20 protein-coding genes are annotated in these 17,462 nt (G+C 57.1%); 11 read left to right on the top strand and 9 right to left on the bottom strand.

The genetic code is table 11. From position 1 onward, the window contains the following. Positions 1–33 precede the first annotated feature (33 nt). From nlpI to mtr, 4 genes are all read left to right on the top strand, one after another. Positions 34–918, top strand: coding sequence for a lipoprotein NlpI (gene nlpI, locus GVO84_RS19915; protein WP_023309331.1), 885 nt, complete (start codon positions 34–36; stop codon positions 916–918). 108 nt (positions 919–1,026) lie between these two features. Further along, positions 1,027–1,107, top strand: coding sequence for a protein YrbN (yrbN, locus tag GVO84_RS19910; RefSeq protein WP_097397692.1), 81 nt, complete (start codon positions 1,027–1,029; stop codon positions 1,105–1,107). Next, entirely contained in the window at positions 1,100–2,995 is a 1,896-nt protein-coding gene (locus tag GVO84_RS19905; protein WP_121424758.1) for a DEAD/DEAH family ATP-dependent RNA helicase, read from the top strand. Before yrbN ends, GVO84_RS19905 begins: the two co-directional genes overlap by 8 nt. Positions 2,996–3,137: 142 nt before the next feature. Beyond that, positions 3,138–4,382, top strand: coding sequence for a tryptophan permease (gene mtr / locus GVO84_RS19900; protein WP_063143618.1), 1,245 nt, complete (start codon positions 3,138–3,140; stop codon positions 4,380–4,382). 89 nt (positions 4,383–4,471) lie between these two features. Here the strand turns inward: mtr and GVO84_RS19895 are convergent, their stop codons facing one another. The 3 genes from GVO84_RS19895 to ubiU all read right to left on the bottom strand — a co-directional run bounded on the left by GVO84_RS19895 (position 4,472) and on the right by ubiU (position 7,439). After that, entirely contained in the window at positions 4,472–5,479 is a 1,008-nt protein-coding gene (locus GVO84_RS19895) for a luciferase-like monooxygenase (RefSeq protein ID WP_047646424.1), read from the bottom strand. 78 nt (positions 5,480–5,557) lie between these two features. Further along, a complete protein-coding gene (locus GVO84_RS19890) occupies positions 5,558–6,436 on the bottom strand; it encodes a U32 family peptidase (protein ID WP_121424757.1) in 879 nt (292 codons plus the stop codon). Positions 6,437–6,443: 7 nt separating this feature from the next. Continuing rightward, complete coding sequence (gene ubiU, locus GVO84_RS19885) at positions 6,444–7,439, bottom strand: ubiquinone anaerobic biosynthesis protein UbiU (RefSeq protein WP_014885366.1); 996 nt, start codon at positions 7,437–7,439, stop codon at positions 6,444–6,446. Positions 7,440–7,650: 211 nt separating this feature from the next. On the opposite strand from ubiU, the gene ubiT reads away from it, so the two are divergent. Beyond that, positions 7,651–8,175 carry a ubiquinone anaerobic biosynthesis accessory factor UbiT gene (ubiT, locus tag GVO84_RS19880; protein ID WP_023333580.1) on the top strand — a complete coding sequence of 175 codons (525 nt, stop codon included), beginning with the start codon at positions 7,651–7,653 and terminating at the stop codon, positions 8,173–8,175. Then, positions 8,169–8,672 (top strand): GNAT family N-acetyltransferase, encoded by a 504-nt coding sequence (locus GVO84_RS19875; RefSeq protein ID WP_023309324.1) that lies wholly within the window; start codon positions 8,169–8,171, stop codon positions 8,670–8,672. Before ubiT ends, GVO84_RS19875 begins: the two co-directional genes overlap by 7 nt. On the opposite strand, the gene GVO84_RS19870 is transcribed toward GVO84_RS19875, so the two are convergent. Further along, positions 8,659–8,988, bottom strand: coding sequence for a GIY-YIG nuclease family protein (locus GVO84_RS19870; RefSeq protein WP_159514994.1), 330 nt, complete (start codon positions 8,986–8,988; stop codon positions 8,659–8,661). The two genes, GVO84_RS19875 and GVO84_RS19870, sit on opposite strands and share 14 nt — an antisense overlap. 14 nt (positions 8,989–9,002) lie before the next feature. Here GVO84_RS19870 and GVO84_RS19865 point away from each other — a divergent pair, with 14 nt between their 5' ends. Then, the gene (locus GVO84_RS19865; RefSeq protein ID WP_032659732.1) at positions 9,003–9,437 is read left to right on the top strand and encodes a YhbP family protein; all 435 of its coding nucleotides are present in this window, start codon (positions 9,003–9,005) and stop codon (positions 9,435–9,437) included. Here the strand turns inward: GVO84_RS19865 and GVO84_RS19860 are convergent. Next, positions 9,417–9,935: a type 1 glutamine amidotransferase domain-containing protein gene (locus GVO84_RS19860; RefSeq protein WP_023333577.1), complete on the bottom strand. Its 519-nt coding sequence runs from the start codon at positions 9,933–9,935 to the stop codon at positions 9,417–9,419. The two genes, GVO84_RS19865 and GVO84_RS19860, sit on opposite strands and share 21 nt — an antisense overlap. Before the next feature lie 128 nt (positions 9,936–10,063). Here GVO84_RS19860 and GVO84_RS19855 point away from each other — a divergent pair, with 128 nt between their 5' ends. Both GVO84_RS19855 and GVO84_RS19850 read left to right on the top strand, forming a co-directional pair. Beyond that, complete coding sequence (locus GVO84_RS19855) at positions 10,064–10,708, top strand: NAD(P)H-binding protein (protein ID WP_159514993.1); 645 nt, start codon at positions 10,064–10,066, stop codon at positions 10,706–10,708. 40 nt (positions 10,709–10,748) lie between these two features. Next, positions 10,749–11,786, top strand: coding sequence for a permease (locus GVO84_RS19850; RefSeq protein ID WP_159514992.1), 1,038 nt, complete (start codon positions 10,749–10,751; stop codon positions 11,784–11,786). A 51-nt stretch (positions 11,787–11,837) separates the two neighbouring features. Here GVO84_RS19850 and dolP read toward each other — a convergent pair whose 3' ends face one another. The 4 genes from dolP to GVO84_RS19830 are packed head-to-tail and all read right to left on the bottom strand — an operon-like array spanning position 11,838 to position 15,550. Beyond that, entirely contained in the window at positions 11,838–12,413 is a 576-nt protein-coding gene (gene dolP, locus GVO84_RS19845) for a division/outer membrane stress-associated lipid-binding lipoprotein (protein ID WP_029739641.1), read from the bottom strand. 9 nt (positions 12,414–12,422) lie between these two features. Then, complete coding sequence (gene diaA, locus GVO84_RS19840; RefSeq protein WP_003861754.1) at positions 12,423–13,013, bottom strand: DnaA initiator-associating protein DiaA; 591 nt, start codon at positions 13,011–13,013, stop codon at positions 12,423–12,425. 21 nt (positions 13,014–13,034) lie between these two features. Beyond that, on the bottom strand, positions 13,035–13,430 hold the full coding sequence (locus GVO84_RS19835; RefSeq protein ID WP_028014533.1) for a YraN family protein: 396 nt from the start codon (positions 13,428–13,430) through the stop codon (positions 13,035–13,037). After that, a complete protein-coding gene (locus GVO84_RS19830) occupies positions 13,388–15,550 on the bottom strand; it encodes a penicillin-binding protein activator (protein ID WP_159514991.1) in 2,163 nt (720 codons plus the stop codon). Before GVO84_RS19830 ends, GVO84_RS19835 begins: the two co-directional genes overlap by 43 nt. A 62-nt stretch (positions 15,551–15,612) precedes the next feature. Here GVO84_RS19830 and rsmI point away from each other — a divergent pair, with 62 nt between their 5' ends. Both rsmI and GVO84_RS19820 read left to right on the top strand, forming a co-directional pair. Then, positions 15,613–16,476 carry a 16S rRNA (cytidine(1402)-2'-O)-methyltransferase gene (rsmI, locus tag GVO84_RS19825; RefSeq protein WP_023309315.1) on the top strand — a complete coding sequence of 288 codons (864 nt, stop codon included), beginning with the start codon at positions 15,613–15,615 and terminating at the stop codon, positions 16,474–16,476. Positions 16,477–16,481: 5 nt separating this feature from the next. Further along, positions 16,482–17,462, top strand: a complete 981-nt coding sequence (locus GVO84_RS19820) for a Fic family protein (RefSeq protein WP_159514990.1) — start codon at positions 16,482–16,484, stop codon at positions 17,460–17,462.

Raw genomic sequence — 17,462 nt, 5'->3', positions numbered from 1 at the left:
CGTTCATCCAATAGTTGTCTTCGGGAGTGGGAAATGAAGCCTTTTTTGCGCTGGTGTTTCGTTGCGACAGCTTTAACGCTGGCAGGATGCAGCAACTCTGCCTGGCGTAAGAGCGAAGTCCTCGCAGTGCCATTGCAACCGACTTTGCAGCAGGAAGTGATTCTGGCACGCATGGAACAAATTCTTGCCAGTCGGGCTTTAACCGATGAAGAACGCGCACAGCTTTTATATGAGCGCGGAGTGTTGTATGATAGTCTCGGTCTGAGGGCATTGGCGCGAAATGATTTTTCACAAGCGCTGGCTATCCGACCTGATATGCCTGAAGTATTCAATTACTTAGGCATTTATTTAACGCAGGCAGGCAATTTTGATGCTGCCTATGAAGCGTTTGATTCTGTACTTGAGCTTGATCCAACTTACAACTACGCGCACTTGAATCGCGGTATCGCACTGTATTACGGCGGTCGTGATAAGTTAGCGCAAGATGATCTGCTGGCGTTTTATCAAGACGATCCTAATGATCCTTTCCGTAGCCTGTGGCTTTACATCGTTGAGCGGAAGCTCGATGAGAAGCAGGCAAAAGAGGCACTGAAACAGCGCTTCGATAAATCGGACAAGGAACAGTGGGGATGGAACATTGTCGAGTTCTACCTGGGCAACATTAGCGAAGCAACGCTGATGGAACGCCTCAAGGCGGACGCAACGGATAACACCTCGCTCGCTGAGCATCTCAGTGAAACCAACTTCTATTTAGGTAAGTACTACCTAAGTCTGGGGGATATGGACAGCGCTACGGCACTGTTCAAATTAGCGGTTGCTAACAACGTACACAACTTCGTTGAGCACCGTTATGCATTGTTGGAATTATCGCTCTTGGGCCAGGAGCATGACGACCTGGCAGAATCGGACCAGCAATAGCTGACGACATAAACATCAGCCCGTAATCTTTTTGATTGCCATCACCTTAACTGGTGAGGGCGTTGTTGTTCGTCAATACACCTACTTTGAGCCGGTTCACACTTTTCAATGAAAATTGCTAATCATTTTCACGATGAGCTAAGTAGACTGGCCGCCATTAATATCGAGGCACTTGTACTACATGGCTGAATTCGAAACCACTTTTGCAGATCTGGGCCTGAAGGCTCCTATCCTTGAAGCCCTTAACGATCTGGGTTACGAAAAACCATCTCCGATCCAGGCTGAGTGTATCCCACACCTGCTTTCTGGTCGTGACGTGCTGGGCATGGCCCAGACTGGTAGCGGTAAAACTGCAGCATTCTCGCTGCCGCTGCTGAACAACATTGATCCGGACCTGCGTGCACCGCAGATCCTCGTCCTGGCTCCAACCCGTGAACTGGCTGTTCAGGTTGCAGAAGCAATGACGGAATTCTCTAAACATATGCGCGGCGTAAACGTGGTAGCCCTGTACGGCGGCCAGCGTTATGACGTGCAGTTACGCGCCCTGCGCCAGGGCCCACAGATTGTTGTCGGTACGCCGGGCCGTCTGCTGGATCACCTGAAGCGCGGTACTCTGGACCTCTCTAAACTGAGCGGCCTGGTACTGGATGAAGCAGATGAAATGCTGCGTATGGGCTTCATCGAAGACGTCGAAACCATCATGGCGCAGATCCCGGACGGTCATCAGACCGCGCTGTTCTCTGCCACCATGCCAGAAGCGATTCGTCGTATCACCAAGCGCTTCATGAAAGATCCTCAGGAAGTGCGTATTCAGTCCAGCGTAACCACTCGCCCGGACATCAGCCAGAGCTACTGGTCTGTGTACGGCATGCGCAAAAACGAAGCGCTGGTACGTTTCCTGGAAGCGGAAGATTTTGATGCGGCGATTATCTTCGTGCGTACCAAAAACGCGACCCTGGAAGTGGCTGAAGCCCTGGAGCGTAGCGGCTACAACAGCGCAGCGCTGAACGGCGACATGAACCAGGCCCTGCGTGAGCAGACTCTGGAGCGTCTGAAAGACGGTCGTCTGGATATCCTGATTGCAACCGACGTGGCAGCACGTGGTCTGGACGTTGAGCGTATCAGCCTGGTTGTGAACTACGACATCCCGATGGATTCCGAGTCTTACGTTCACCGTATCGGCCGTACCGGTCGTGCGGGTCGTGCTGGCCGCGCGCTGCTGTTCGTTGAGAACCGCGAGCGTCGTCTGCTGCGTAACATTGAACGCACCATGAAGCTGACCATTCCAGAAGCTGACCTGCCAAACGCAGATCTGCTGGGCAAACGCCGTCTGGAAAAATTCGCCGCGAAAGTACAGCAGCAGCTGGAAAGCAGCGATCTGGATCAGTACCGTGCGCTGCTGTCGCAGATTCAGCCTACCGCTGAAGGCGAAGAGCTGGACATGGAAACCCTGGCTGCAGCACTGCTGAAAATGGCTCAGGGCGAACGTAGCCTGATCGTGCCACCAGATGCGCCAATGCGTCCTAAGCGTGAATTCCGTGACCGTGACGATCGCTTCGAACGTCGTGGCGACCGCAATGACCGTGGCCCACGTGGTGACCGTCCAGAGCGTGGTGGTGAAGACCGTCCACGTCGTGAACGTCGTGACGCGGGTGATATGGAACTGTACCGCATTGAAGTGGGCCGTGATGACGGCGTTGAAGTTCGTCACATCGTTGGCGCGATCGCTAACGAAGGCGACATCAGCAGCCGTTACATCGGTAACATCAAGCTGTTCGCATCCCACTCTACCATCGAGCTGCCAAAAGGCATGCCGGGCGAAGTGCTGCAGCACTTTACGCGTACCCGCATCCTGAACAAACCGATGAACATGCAGCTGATGGGCGATGCACAGCCACGTCCAGACCGCGGTGGTGAACGTCGTGGCGGTGGTCGCAGCTTCGGTGGCGAGCGTCGTGAAGGCGGCCGCAGCGAAGGTCGCGGTGGTGAAGGTCGTCGTTTCTCCGGCGAGCGTCGCGAAAACCGCGGCCCACGTCGTGAAGAAGGCACCAGCCGTCGCCGTTTCGGTGACGCGTAAGCCTCACTCTTCTGACGTAAAGTAAAATATACAGCCCCGATAAACGCTATCGGGGCTTTTTTTATTCCTTTTGTACTCTTGTACTGGTACAGTGCGTCACATTAAAATGCAGAACCGCATGATTGACTGGAGAAAAGGCTGTATGGCGACACTAACCACCACCCAAACGTCACCTTCGCTGCTTGGCGGCGTGGTGATCATCGGCGGAACCATCATTGGTGCCGGGATGTTTTCCCTGCCTGTGGTCATGTCCGGTGCGTGGTTCTTCTGGTCGCTGGCCGCGCTGGTCTTCACCTGGTTCTGCATGCTCCATTCCGGGCTGATGATCCTCGAAGCAAACCTGAACTACCGCATTGGCTCCAGCTTCGACACCATTACCAAAGATTTGCTGGGCAAAGGCTGGAACCTGGTGAACGGGCTATCCATCGCGTTTGTGCTCTATATCCTGACCTATGCGTATATTTCGGCGAGCGGCTCGATTCTGCATCACACCTTCTCGGAGATGTCGCTGAACGTTCCGGCGCGTCTGGCGGGGCTGTGTTTTGCGCTGGCTGTGGCGTTTATCGTCTGGATGAGTACCAAAGCGGTGAGCCGCATGACGGCGATTGTATTAGGCGCTAAGGTCATCACCTTCTTCCTGACCTTCGGCAGCCTGCTGGGGCACGTGACGCCCGCCACGCTGTTTAACGTTGCCGAAGTGAACACCTCCTATACGCCGTACCTGCTGATGACCCTGCCGTTCTGTCTGGCGTCGTTTGGCTACCACGGTAACGTGCCGAGCTTGATGAAGTACTACGGCAAAGATCCGCGCACCATTGTGAAGTGTCTGGTTTACGGCACGCTGCTGGCGCTGGGGCTGTATGTGATTTGGCTGCTGGGGACGATGGGCAACATCCCGCGTCCGGAATTTATCGGCATTGCCCAGAAGGGCGGTAACATCGACGTGCTGGTGCAGGCGCTGAGCGGCGTGCTGAACAGCCGCAGCCTGGATCTGCTGCTGGTTATCTTCTCTAACTTTGCGGTGGCGAGCTCTTTCCTCGGCGTAACCCTGGGCCTGTTTGACTACCTGGCGGATCTGTTTGGCTTTGATGATTCTGCGATGGGGCGTTTCAAAACCGCGCTGCTGACCTTTCTGCCACCGATTGTGGGCGGCCTGCTGTGGCCGAACGGCTTCCTGTACGCCATCGGCTATGCAGGGCTGGCGGCAACTATCTGGGCGGCGATTGTGCCAGCGCTGCTGGCACGTAAATCACGTAAACGCTTCGGCAGCCCGAAATTCCGCGTGTGGGGCGGCAAGCCGATGATTGCGCTGATCCTGGTGTTTGGTGCTGGCAATGCCCTGGTACACGTGCTGTCGAGTTTTAACCTGTTGCCTGTGTATCAGTGAGTCTTTTGTGCCGGATGGCGGCTACGCCTTATCCGGCCTACGCGATCCCGTAGGCCCGGTAAGCGTAGCGCCACCGGGCGAAACAATGGCTACCCCACCAACTCCTCTTTCACCTGCATCGCCAGCTCAAACGAATGCAAACGCGCCTGGTGATCGAAAATCTGGCCATTAACCATAATTTCATCCGCCTGCGTTTCGCGCAGCACCGCGTCCAGCCCGTGGCGCACTTTCGCTTTATCGCCTACCAGCGACATGCTCAGCGCCTGCTGAACGCCATACTGTTCGGAGGCTGACCACAGCTGGTGCATATTCTCCACCGGCGGCGGAAGCTGGCCCGTCTCACCGCGCCGCAGCTTCACAAACGCCTGCTGCATGGAGGTAAACAGGAATTCCGCGTCGCGATTGCTGTCGGCGGCAATGATGTTGATGCACACCATCGCGTAAGGTTTCTCAAGACGCTCGGACGGTTTGAAGTTCGTGCGGTAAAGATGCAGCGCCTGATGCAGCATATCCGGCGCGAAGTGCGAGGCGAAGGCAAACGGCAGCCCCAGCTGTGCGGCGAGCTGTGCGCTGTAGAGGCTTGATCCCAACAGCCACACCGGGATCTTCTCGCCGTAGCCCGGTACCGGGCGCACGTGCGGGTTCGGATCGCGCGCGTCGAACCAGTCCACCAGCTCGGCCACGTCGCGCGGGAAGTTGTCGATATCGCCGCTCATATGGCGACGCAGGGCGCGCATGGTCGGCTGGTCGCTGCCGGGCGCACGACCAAGGCCCAAATCAATACGCCCCGGATAGAGCGTATTCAGCGTACCAAACTGCTCGGCAATCACCAGCGGGGCGTGGTTAGGCAGCATTACGCCGCCGGAGCCCAGGTGCAGGGTGGTGGTATTTGCTGCCAGATAGCCAATCAGTACCGAGGTGGCGGCGCTGGCGATGCCCACCATGTTGTGATGCTCGGCCAGCCAGTAGCGGTGATAGCCACGCTTTTCGGCCAGCTGAGCGAGATCGAGAGAGTGCGAAAAGGCTTCTCTTGCCGAGGAGCCTTGTGGGATCGGCGCCAGATCCAGCACCGAAAACGGAATGGTTTTGTCAGTCATAACAGCTCACTTTGTTGACGGTGAATCTTTAATACTGCATTAAAAAATGATAACCGTTGTTAACAAAGTGAGCCTTTTTTACGCCTGCAATTCCAGCCCGGCCAGACGCTTCCAGTAGCCGTTGCAGTCGCTGTTTGCCGTCAGCGGCAGCGGAGCGGCTCCGTTTTCGTTGGCGCGGAAGGCATCCAGCATCGCGAACACGCCGGTATCCAGTGGCGACAGCCGAACCATATCCACCAGACCGTCCATCGACGCCAGCTCGTTGCCGAGGTTATAGACATAGCCGCTCATGGTCTGAATGCCGTTCAGGACAAACACCTGCTGATTCTCCTGCGACAGCATGCTGCGGCCGTTCGGGTACTTGATGCAGCAGGTTTCGCATTCGTCTTTCGGGCGGTCTTCCGAGCGCGCGGTAAAGCAGCGGGCGGAGTAGGCCAGCGGCAGATGGCCGTAGCTCAGCACTTCCACTTCAAACTGATTGCGAATGCCCAGCTCGTCGCACTGATTCAGCAGGTTAGCCAGCCAGTCGCGCGAGAGTTCTACCGGCATGCACCAGCGCGTCATCCCCTGTTTGAGCAGCAGACGAAGGGTGACGGCGTTGTAGCAGTTCAGGGCATGACCCGCGACAAACGGCAGCTTGCGTTCAGCGCACATGTTCACCACGCCGAGATCGCTCGCTTCCAGCAGGAACTCGCCGTTTTCGACGTAGCGCTTCAGCTCGCCCAGTTCGGAAGAGGCCTGCACCAGGGCGAGCGTTGAAAGCACCACCTGCTTGCCGCTGCCAGCCAGGCTTTTCGCCATATCCAGCCAGTCGCCCACTTTGGTGGCGCGGCGCTTGCTGCACACCGCTTCGCCGAGGTAAATCACATCGGCGCTGCTGGCGGCGGCCTGTTGGTAAAAATCTTCCAGCGTCTCTTTTGGCCAGTAGTAGAGCACCGGTCCTAATGAATATTTCATGATTATCTCACTGCCATTTACGGTGATACGCGCCCAGCGTGGTTTGCGTGCCTTCGGACATCGAACCGAGCGTCTCCATCCACGCCGCCTGCGGAGCGTAGTTCTGCGGGTCCGCCATGCAGCGGTCGATGGCCTGACGCCACACTTTCGCTACCTGGCTCACATAGGCCGGACTGCGCTGACGACCTTCGATTTTCACCGAGGCAATATTGGCCGCCAGCAGTTCCGGCAGCAGCTCCAGCGTGTTAAGGCTGGTAGGCTCCTCCAGCGCGTGGTAGCGCTCTCCGTCGACCAGGTAGCGGCCTTTACACAGGGTTGGATAACCGGCGTTTTCACCGTCCTGATAGCGGTCAATCAGCACCTCATTCAGACGAGACTCCAGCCCCTGCGGGGTCTGCTGCCAGCGAACAAAGCGGGCAGGGGAGCAGGCTCCGACGGTATTCGGCGATTCACCGGTTAAATAAGAGGAAAGATAGCAACGGCCTTCGGCCATGATGCACAGGCTGCCAAAGGCAAAAACCTCCAACGGTACTGGCGTGACGCGCGCGAGTTGCTTAACCTGATGAATAGAGAGCACGCGCGGCAGCACCACGCGGGCCACGTCGAAGTGTTGATGGTAAAAACGTACGGCCTCTTCGTTGGTGGCAGATGCCTGAACAGAGACGTGGCGCTCAATATGGGGATAGCGTTCTGCCGCATACTCAAGCATGGCGAGGTCGGCCAGGATCAGCGCATCGGCACCGAGCTGTGCCGCCATATCCACCGCGCGCTGCCAGCGGGCGTAGCCGTCAGGATGAGCAAAGGTATTGATGGCGATATGCAGCTTGCGGCGGTGCTGGTGAACGAAGTTAACGGCTTCCTGAAGCTTTTTCTCCGTAAAGTTGAGGCCAGCAAAATGGCGGGCGTTGGTATCATCCTTTAGCCCGATATAGACCGCATCGGCCCCATTTTCGATGGCCGCCTTAAGCGCCGGAAGATTTCCGGCAGGGCAGAGCAGCTCCATAATTTATCCTGATGTAGTCGATCGCAAAATTGTTAACGAGCTGGGATTTTAATTAACCCATACGCGACAATTTTTGATTTAAGGCAGCTAATGGCGTATTGATGGCACCAATAATGAGGTACGACGGACGACGGTTTGTTGATTTACGCCGCTATGTTGCGCTTCGGATATGGCAAAATAGCAGGACTATAGATATCAGGGAGTAAAGCTCGTGCTGGATAAACTGCGTTCACGTCTCGTACAATTTGGTCCATCAATGCTGAGCGTGCCGGTCAAGCTGGCGCCGTTCGCGCTTAAACGCCAGGTGCTGGAGCAGGTCCTGAGCTGGCAGTTCCGCCAGGCGCTGCAGGATGGCGAGCTGGAATTCCTGGAAGGCCGCTGGTTAAGCATTGAAGTGCGTGACATCGGGCTACGCTGGTTTACCTCCGTTGAGAATGACCAGCTGATCGTCCGCGAATCCGCCGAGGCGGATGTGAGCTTTAGCGCCAACGCCAGCGATCTGCTGATGATCGCCGCGCGTAAGCAGGATCCGGATACGCTCTTCTTCCAGCGCCGTCTGGTGATTGAAGGGGACACGGAGCTGGGCCTGTACGTTAAGAATTTAATGGATGCCATTGAGCTGGAGCAGATGCCGAAAGCGCTGCGCGTGATGTTAATGCAAATGGCAGATTTCGTTGAGGCCGGGCTGAAAACCCCGCCGGACGGTAAACACACTTCAGTAGGTGAGCCATGCTGATTCGAGTCGAAATTGGGATTGATGCGCCGGGGATCGATGCGTTGTTACGCCGCGCCTTTGCGAGCGATGCCGAAGCCCAACTGGTCCACGACCTTCGCGAAGACGGCCTGATTACGCTGGGGCTGGTTGCCACCGATGACGAAGGTCAGGTGGTGGGCTATGTTGCCTTCAGTCCGGTTATCGTTCAGGGCGAAGAGCTGCAGTGGGTAGGCATGGCGCCGCTGGCGGTAGATGAAAGCTATCGCGGGCAGGGGCTGGCACGCCAGCTGGTCTATGAAGGGCTGGATTCGCTCAATGAGTTCGGTTACGCGGCCGTTGTCACGCTGGGCGATCCGGCGTTCTATGGCCGTTTAGGCTTTGAGCAGGCCGCGCATTACGATCTGCGCTGCCGCTGGCCGGGTACGGAATCCGCTTTCCAGGTCCATCGCCTGGCGGACGATGCGCTCAACGGCGTGAATGGCCTGGTCGAGTATCACGACCACTTCAATCGCTTTTAATCAGGTTCTCGCGTAGCGCCTCAAAGGAGCCGTCTCCGGTCACGAGGCGCTCTTTCTGGCGCTTCGTCAGCTGCTTGATGCGGTATTCCAGCCTGAGCGCCAGCGAATGGTCGCCGACGGCCGCTGAGAAGGCGAGCTGTAATTCCCCTTTCCCCCGCAGCGCCTTTGCCCCTTTTCCCGTTTGATGTTGTAAAAAACGCCGCGCCACATCGGTGGTGATCCCGGTGTAGAGGGCGTTATCAGCGGTTCGGACAAGATAGAGAAACCAGCACACGGTAAACAGATTCAGTATGTTAAGGTGAAGGCACCATAGCATGAGAGAGAACGAAAATGGAAACACTGGCCGCCATTAACCGCTGGCTGGCGAAGCAGCATGTAGTCACCTGGTGCGTCTGTGACGAGGGTGAGATGTGGTGCGCAAATGCGTTTTACTACTACGACCCAGAGCGCGTGGCGTTTTATGTCATGAGCGAAGACAAAACGCGTCATGCGCAGATGACCGGCCAGCAGGCAAAGGTCGCAGGCACGGTAAACGGCCAGCCAAAGACGGTCGCGCTGATCCGCGGCGTGCAGTTCAAAGGAGAGATCCGTCGTCTGGACGGCGAAGAGAGCGACGCGCGCCGTAAGCTCTACACGCGCCGCTTTCCCGTTGCCGCTGCGCTAAAAGCCCCGGTGTGGGAAATCCGCCTCGATGAGCTGAAATTTACCGACAACACCCTGGGCTTTGGCAAAAAGCTACACTGGCTACGCGCCGAGCAGGCGTAGCGCTTCGCGGTTAAACGCCGGGAGATCGTCCGGGGTACGACTGGTGATCAGCTGGTCTTTGTCGTTGACCACCTCCTGATCGTAAAACTCGGCCCCCGCATTTTTCAGATCGATAACGATCGGCTTCACGGCGGTGAGCTTACGCCCGCGGACCACTTCTGCGCTGATGAGCAGCTGCGGGCCGTGGCAGATGGCAAAGACCGGTTTGCCGGTGGAGACAAAGTCCCGGGTGAAGGTCACGAAGCGCTCGTCCCCGCGCAGGGAATCCGGGGAATGGCCGCCGGGTAACAGCAGGGCGTCAAAATCTGAGGGGCTCACGTTATCGATGGTCTCATCGATGGTTACGGTCGCCTCGCCCTTATGGCCTGTCACCGTTTTACCCGCTTCCTTCTCAATGGTAATGACCTCATGTCCCGCCTTGCGGAACGCCTCTGCTGGAGAGGTGAATTCTGAATCTTCAAACTCGTCGGTAATCAAGACTGCGATTTTCTTGCCCATGCTTCCTCCGTTGTTTTGGCTTCAGACTGATTTTTCTCCGCTTGTGGTAAATACTTACCTGTAACAGACTTCTAAGTGTGGTCGACGACGCTGAGTTCGCAAACGGACAATTCTGTAAAGGGGAAAAGATGAGTCAGGTAATGATTACGGGTGCTACCGGGTTAGTGGGCGATCATCTGCTGCGGCTGCTGATTCAGGATCGCCGCGTGAACTATATCGCCGCCCCGACGCGTCGACCGCTGGCAGATTTATCCGGCGTCTTTAATCCGCACGATCCTCAGCTGACGGACGCGCTGGCGAAGGTCCAGGATCCTATTGATATTGCCTTTTGCTGTTTGGGCACCACGCGGCGGGAGGCGGGCAGCAAAGAGGCATTTATCCACGCCGACTATACGCTGGTGGTGGACACCGCACTCACGGCGAAAAAGCTGGGGGCCAAACATTTTCTGGTGGTCAGCGCGCTGGGTGCCAGTGCCGGATCGCCTTTCTTCTACAACAAGGTGAAGGGCAAGATGGAGGATGCGCTGATAGCGCAGAAATGGGAGCAGCTGACGATTGTGCGCCCGTCGATGCTGATCGGCCACCGGGACGAACGCCGATTTAACGAGTCGATACTGGCCCCGCTGTTTCGCATTCTTCCCGGCAACTGGAAATCCATCGAGGCGCGGGACGTCGCCCGCGTGATGTTAAAAGAGGGGCTGGCCCCGTCGAAAGCGGGGGTAAACATTATCCCATCGGCAAAACTGCGTGAAATCGCGCAGGGCGAGGCGTAAACTCCCCCGGCTAATAACCTAATACTCTCCGGGGAATGCTATGACTGGTCAGTCTTCATCTCAGGCGGCAACATCTGTTCAATGGTGGAAGCCCGCACTCTTCTTTCTCGTGGTCATTGTTGGCCTCTGGTACGTGAAATGGCAGCCGTACTACGGCAAAGCCTTCACCGCCGCCGAAACGCACAGCATCGGTAAATCTATTCTCGCGCAGGCTGATGCCAGCCCGCTGCAGGCGGCGTGGGACTACGCCATGGTCTACTTCCTTGCCGTCTGGAAGGCCGCTGTCTTAGGCGTGATCCTGGGCTCGCTGATTCAGGTGCTGATCCCCCGTAACTGGCTGGTGAAAACCCTTGGGCAGCCGCGCTTTCAGGGCACGCTGCTGGGGACGATTTTCTCCCTGCCGGGCATGATGTGCTCCTGCTGTGCCGCGCCCGTGGCTGCAGGGATGCGTCGTCAGCGCGTGTCGATGGGCGGCGCGCTGGCGTTCTGGATGGGGAACCCGCTGCTCAACCCGGCAACGCTGGTGTTTATGGGCTTTGTGCTGGGCTGGCATTTCGCGTTCATCCGTCTGGTCGCCGGGCTGCTGACCGTACTGGTGGTGGCGACGCTGGTGCAAAAACTGGTGAAGGATACTGCCGCAGAACCCGCAGCCGTTGAGCTGGACGTCAGCGAGCCGCAGGGTGGCTTCTTTGCGCGCTGGGGCAGGGCGCTCTGGCAGCTTTTCTGGAGCACCATCCCGGTCTATATCCTGGCGGTACTGGTGCTGGGGGCGGCGCGCGTCTGGCTCTTCCCGCATGCGGATGGCGCTATCGACAACACCCTGATGTGGGTCATTGCGATGGCCGTTGCAGGCTGTCTATTTGTGATCCCAACAGCGGCGGAGATCCCAATTGTTCAGACCATGATGCTGGCGGGAATGGGCACCGCCCCGGCGCTGGCGCTGCTGATTACGCTGCCTGCGATCAGCCTGCCGTCGCTTATCATGCTGCGTAAGTCATTCCCGGCGAAAGCGCTGTGGCTGACCGCGGGGCTGGTGGCGTTGAGCGGGGTGATCGTGGGGAGTATTGCGTTGCTGTAAAAAAAAGCCCGGTAGGCGCTAGCGCCTATCGGGCCTACAGTCAGGTGTGGCTTACTTAATGTAAGTAAACGCGGTGGTGACGTGCTTCACGCCGCTCACCCGGCTGGCGATATCGGCCGCCGCTTTCCCTTCACGGTCGGTCACCAGACCCAGCAGGAACACTTCGCCGTTTTCAGTCGTCACTTTCACGTTGGAGGATTTCACCTGGTCCGAGCCCAGCAGCTGGGAACGCACTTTGGTGGTGATCCAGGTATCGGAAGAGGCGTCACCCAGGCCAATTGGCTTGCCCTGACGCACTTCGTTAAACACCTCTGTGGTCCCTTCAACGCCCATCGCAATCTGTTTCGCACGAGAGGCGAGCTCCAGATTCGGCGCCTGGCCTGCCAGCAGCACTTTGCCCTGATAAGCCGTCACGTTGATACGCGCTTCTTTCTTGATTTGTTCGTCTTTCGACAGCGCACTGTTGACGCGCAGCTCCAGCGTACCGTCATCCACCTGCGTCCCCACAGTGCGTGGATCGGTTGCCGCTTTGGTGCCTACCGCGGCGGTACCCACAACGGCCGCAGCGATACATCCCTGAAGCAGTAATGCAGACATAAGGACTGCGAGGGTCGATAAAGCCTTCATAAGAACTCCTTAATCATCCTGGTGAGGGAAAAGCGTGTTATCGATCAAATCACATAAGCAGTTCACCGTGAGCATATGCATCTCCTGAATACGCGCGCTCCGGTGAGAAGGAATGCGGATTTCCACATCCTGCGGCCCAAGCAGACCCGCCAGCTCGCCACCGTCATAGCCGGTTAAGGCCACGATTGTCATGTCGCGGGTAACGGCAGCTTCAACGGCTTTGACAATATCCCGGCTATTGCCGCGCGTGGAGATGGCCAGCAGCACATCTCCGGCGTGACCCAGGGCTCGCACCTGCTTTGCGTAAATTTCGTCATGCAGACGATCGTTAGCAATCGCCGTTAAGACCACATTATCGGTATTAAGTGCAATGGCGGGTAAACTCGGGCGTTCTGTTTCAAAGCGATTGATCATGCTGGCAGCAAAATGCTGTGCGTTGGCGGCTGACGTGCCGTTGCCACAACAGAGGATTTTGTTGCCATTAAGCAGGGATTGCACCAGCGTCATTGCGGCACGCGAGATAGCATCCGGAAGGGCTTCCGCCGCGGCAATCTGAGTCTGGATGCTTTCTGTGAAGCACACTTTAATTCTTTCGAGCACGTTATCCCTTTTAAATCTTAATTATGCGTCTTCGCCAAAAGCGTTTTTAAGCCATTCGATCTCATTTCCGGTGAAGGCTATCACATCGAACCGGCAATCCACAGTATCAAAGCTCCCATTATGGCGGGCAAGCCACAAGTGGGCAGTCTGTAATAATTTATGTTGTTTGGCGAGCGTCACGCTGGCGGCAGCACCGCCAAAACGGGAGGACTGTCGAAAGCGGACTTCTACAAACACAATGACCTGACCGTCTTTCATGATCAGATCAATTTCGCCGCCGCGCCCTCGGACGTTAGCGGCGATAAAGCGCAGTCCTTTGCCTTCAAGCCAGCGACGCGCCTTTAACTCCCACGCATCGCCGGTCTCTTTACGGCTTAACTGGCCGGGACGATTTGCCCCTGCTGGTATTTGAGCCATGATAACTTCCTGTTGATCACGCAGTCCTGAGTCGCGGTCAGATCGCCGGTGTTGCCGTTAAGCTCAAAGCCCGGCACCTGACGCATCTGGGTAAAGTGGTTCGCCAGCGCCCATGCATCGACACCCATCGCATACAGACGCGCCAGCGAATAATCGTTACGTACGGTACTCAGCGCCTGCTGCATCAGCGCCGGGTTGCTGCCTGCCAGCATCGGGATTTCGCTGTACTGCAGACCGTCCATTTCCAGACGGAAATCCGGGCCTGCGGTGCCCTGCGCGCTGCGCGAGCTGGCGTAGAGCGTTGCGCCGCTCTGGCTGCCGTTACGCATCGCGATCATCGGTTTGATAAAGGCGATCTCCTGCGGCGTGGCAACGATATAGGCCGCATCCACTTTACCGCCACCGCTAATCTGCGCGTCGGTAGGTGGGGCAGGGATCGTCAGGCCGCCAATCGTCACGCTCTGCTGCTGTGGCAGGCTCGCGGTGACAGGACTGCCGTTAAGCGCGATACCCGCTCCACCGTTTACGCCCGCGCGCAGTTCAGAGACGGAACCGAATTTCTGCTGCAGCACCACGCCGCCGCCGAGCTTCTGCCACTCATCGGCAAAGGCATTGGCCACGCGATCGCCCAGCGCGCTGCGTGGGATGAGCAGCAGCGGAGCCTGCTTACCCTGCTCGTGAATATGGCGCGCCGCATCGCGGGCTTCATCTTCAGGGGAAAGCGCGAAGTAGCAAATATTGGCCCGGTTCTGAACCTGCTCGGGCTGGTTGAGCGCCAGTACGTTCAGCGTGGTATTGCTCTTCATCAGCTCTTCCACGTTGTTTTTCAGCAGCGGACCGACAACGATGCTCGCCCCGTCCTGTTGAACCTGCGCCAGAACCTGGTCAAGCGGCTGCGAGCTGGTGTCGTAGATTTTCAACTCAGCGCCCGGGTTGGCGCTGGTGGTTGCCACGGCCTGCGGCTGCGCAGCAGATTGGGCCGCGGGTTGTGCAGGCTGCTGTTGAGGCTGTTCTGCTGTTGTGTCAGGCGCTGGCGCCGCTTGCGTCTCGGCCGGAGCCTGACTAGCAGGTGCTGTAGTAGCCGGTGCAGGTGAAGCCGGAGGCGTCGTCGGAGCCGTCACTGGGTTTTGCATCGTACCCTGCGCCGGCGCTTGCGCCGTAGTCAGGTCGCTGGTCTCTGCTGCTGACGGGCTGACAACGTCATTCACGTTAGCCGCCTGGGCCGCCTGCGCGGGAACCGCACTGCCGGTTACCGACGTCGTGCCGTTTTTCGCTGCTTCAAAGCCCTGCTGAATAGTTCGGCCAAACACCGCCGCCTGGCCGTTGAGCGGCAGAAGCAGGGCGATTTTGCTGGTGGACGCTGGCTTAAAGTTCTGCACGTTCACCAGCTGGGTTGGCAACATTTTCGCACCCGGGTTTTGCGGGTAGCGCGTCTGCCAGTCCGTAATACCGGCCTTCAGCATCTTTGGATCGCTGCGGTTGTTAAACCACATCTGCTGCAGATCCAGCCAGCCCTGAAGAACGTTTTCATCGGCGTTGATGACCAGGGCCTGCGCCTGTTCCTGGGTCATAGAGGCAAGCGCTTGCCAGGTGGCATCGATATTTTTCTGCTTATCGGCACCGCCGAGCAGCGGCTCTTGCGCGATGAGGGCGCGGAGCAGCGTCAGGGAAGGGCGCCCCTGCTCTGCGGTAATGCCCGCCTGCCAGAAGCGAGCCTGCTGATTTTTATCCAGCGCGCTCACGTCAATGTCCCCGAGGATCTTCTTCGCGGCGGCGTAATCCTTCAGCGCGACCTTCAGCTCGGCAGAGAGCAGGCTCTGCTCACGACGCTGGGCGTCGTTAAGATCTTTCGGCAACTGGTTAAACAGTTCGGCAGCCTGCTGGGTTTTACCCTCTTTCAGCAGTGCACGAATGGCGAGTAATTGCCAGTTGGTCTTGGTATCATTTGAACTCTGCGACATTTGTTGCAGATAAAAGCCAGAATCAGCCTGAGCAGAACCCTGAAGATGGGCGGTGCTCTGGTCAGGTGCCTGGGTGCCACAGCCTGCAAAGATCAGGGCTGCCAGCAGAAGCGGCACGCTGCGCGTGGCTTTTTTTCGAAGAAACGTTAACGGTACCATACTGTATCCAGTGATTTTTTTTACGCAATGCTCAATATTAAATCGGCAATACGGACGAAACAATGAAACAACACGAAACGGCAGATAATTCTCAAGGCCAGCTTTATATTGTACCTACTCCTATCGGGAATTTGTCTGATATTACCCAACGTGCGCTCACCGTACTGCAAGCTGTTGATTTAATTGCCGCTGAAGATACCCGCCACACCGGCCTGCTGCTGCAACACTTCGCGATTAACGCCCGTTTGTTTGCTCTGCACGATCACAATGAGCAACAAAAAGCCGAAACGCTGGTGGCGAAGCTGAAAGAGGGGCAGAACATTGCGCTGGTCTCCGACGCCGGTACGCCGCTGATCAACGATCCTGGCTATCACCTGGTGCGGACCTGTCGTGAAGCCGGTATTCGCGTTGTACCCCTGCCGGGGCCGTGCGCCGCCATTGCTGCGCTGAGCGCGGCGGGTCTACCGTCTGATCGTTTCTGCTATGAAGGCTTCCTGCCAGCCAAATCCAAAGGCCGTCGCGACGTGCTAAAGGATCTGGAAGCGGAACCGCGCACCCTGATTTTCTACGAATCCACGCACCGCCTGCTGGAGAGCCTGGAAGATATGGTGACCGTCTGGGGAGAGGCCCGCTACGTGGTGCTGGCGCGCGAGCTGACCAAAACCTGGGAAACGATCCACGGCGCGCCGGTGGGTGAACTGCTGGCGTGGGTGAAGGAAGACGAAAACCGCCGCAAGGGTGAAATGGTGCTGATTGTCGAAGGACATAAAGCGCAGGAAGACGCGCTTCCAGCCGACGCGCTGCGCACGCTGGCGCTGCTGCAGGCGGAACTGCCGCTGAAGAAAGCGGCGGCATTAGCGGCGGAAATTCACGGCGTGAAGAAAAATGCGCTGTATAAGCATGCGCTGGAGCAGCAGGGGGAGTAATCCAGATGAGCCGCTATCAGCCTCCGTTCACCATCACACCCTTTATCCTCAATCAGGTGGTTGAGATTGGTGAGCTATTGGGGCATTGGGCGGCACATTCAGGTAGAGCTTCGCCACTTCTCCGTAAAGAGAACCGTATTCGAACCATTCAGGCCTCGCTGGCCATTGAGCACAACTCGCTGACGACAGGGCAGGTGACGGCAATCATGGATGGCAAGCGCGTGCTTGCACCTGAAAAAGATATTCAGGAAGTACGTAACGCTATCCTGGCATATGAAAAATTGCCCGAATGGAAGCCCTGGAAGCTCAATGACTTACTCAGTGCGCACCGATTATTGATGATGGGTCTGGTCGATCATCCCGGAAAGCTCAGAAATGGGGACGTAGGGGTATACCGTGGAAACCAGTTAGTCCACATGGCTCCGCCTGCCTCGCAGATGAACCGCCTTATCGACGATCTTCTTTCCTGGCTTAAGCAAACCGATCTTCACCCGCTGATTGCCAGCTCGGTATTTCATTACGAGTTTGAGTTTATTCATCCCTTTTCGGATGGAAATGGCCGCATGGGGCGGCTGTGGCAAACGCTGATCTTAAGCCAGTGGCGTGCAGAGCTTGCATGGCTGCCCGTTGAGACACTCATTCACTTCCAGCAAGCGCGCTATTACCAGATTTTAGGACAATGCGATCGGGCCAGTGATTGCACGGCATTCGTGGCGTTTATGCTGCAAAATTTGGCCGAAGCTTTGCGGGAAAGCATCGATATGACATCCATTATGTCGGAAAAAGTGTCGGAAGAATTGTCGGAAAAGGAAAACACTATCCTTGAGCTTCTTACCGTTCAACCGCAAATGACTGCGGTGATGTTGGCCTCTGTATTGGGCGTGACTTCCCGCACCGCGGAACGCTATCTCCATTCTTTGCAAACAAAAGGTAAATTAAAACGCCTGGGGGCAAGGAAAGGGGGAAGCTGGCAGGTTATGGCTTAA

The sequence above is a fragment of the Enterobacter sp. SM3 genome, from assembly GCF_009811935.2.
GTDB classification, from domain to species: Bacteria; Pseudomonadota; Gammaproteobacteria; order Enterobacterales; family Enterobacteriaceae; genus Enterobacter; species Enterobacter asburiae_D.
The sequence above is the reverse complement of the archived record's forward strand: the minus strand, read 5'-3'. Positions and strand labels throughout refer to the sequence as shown.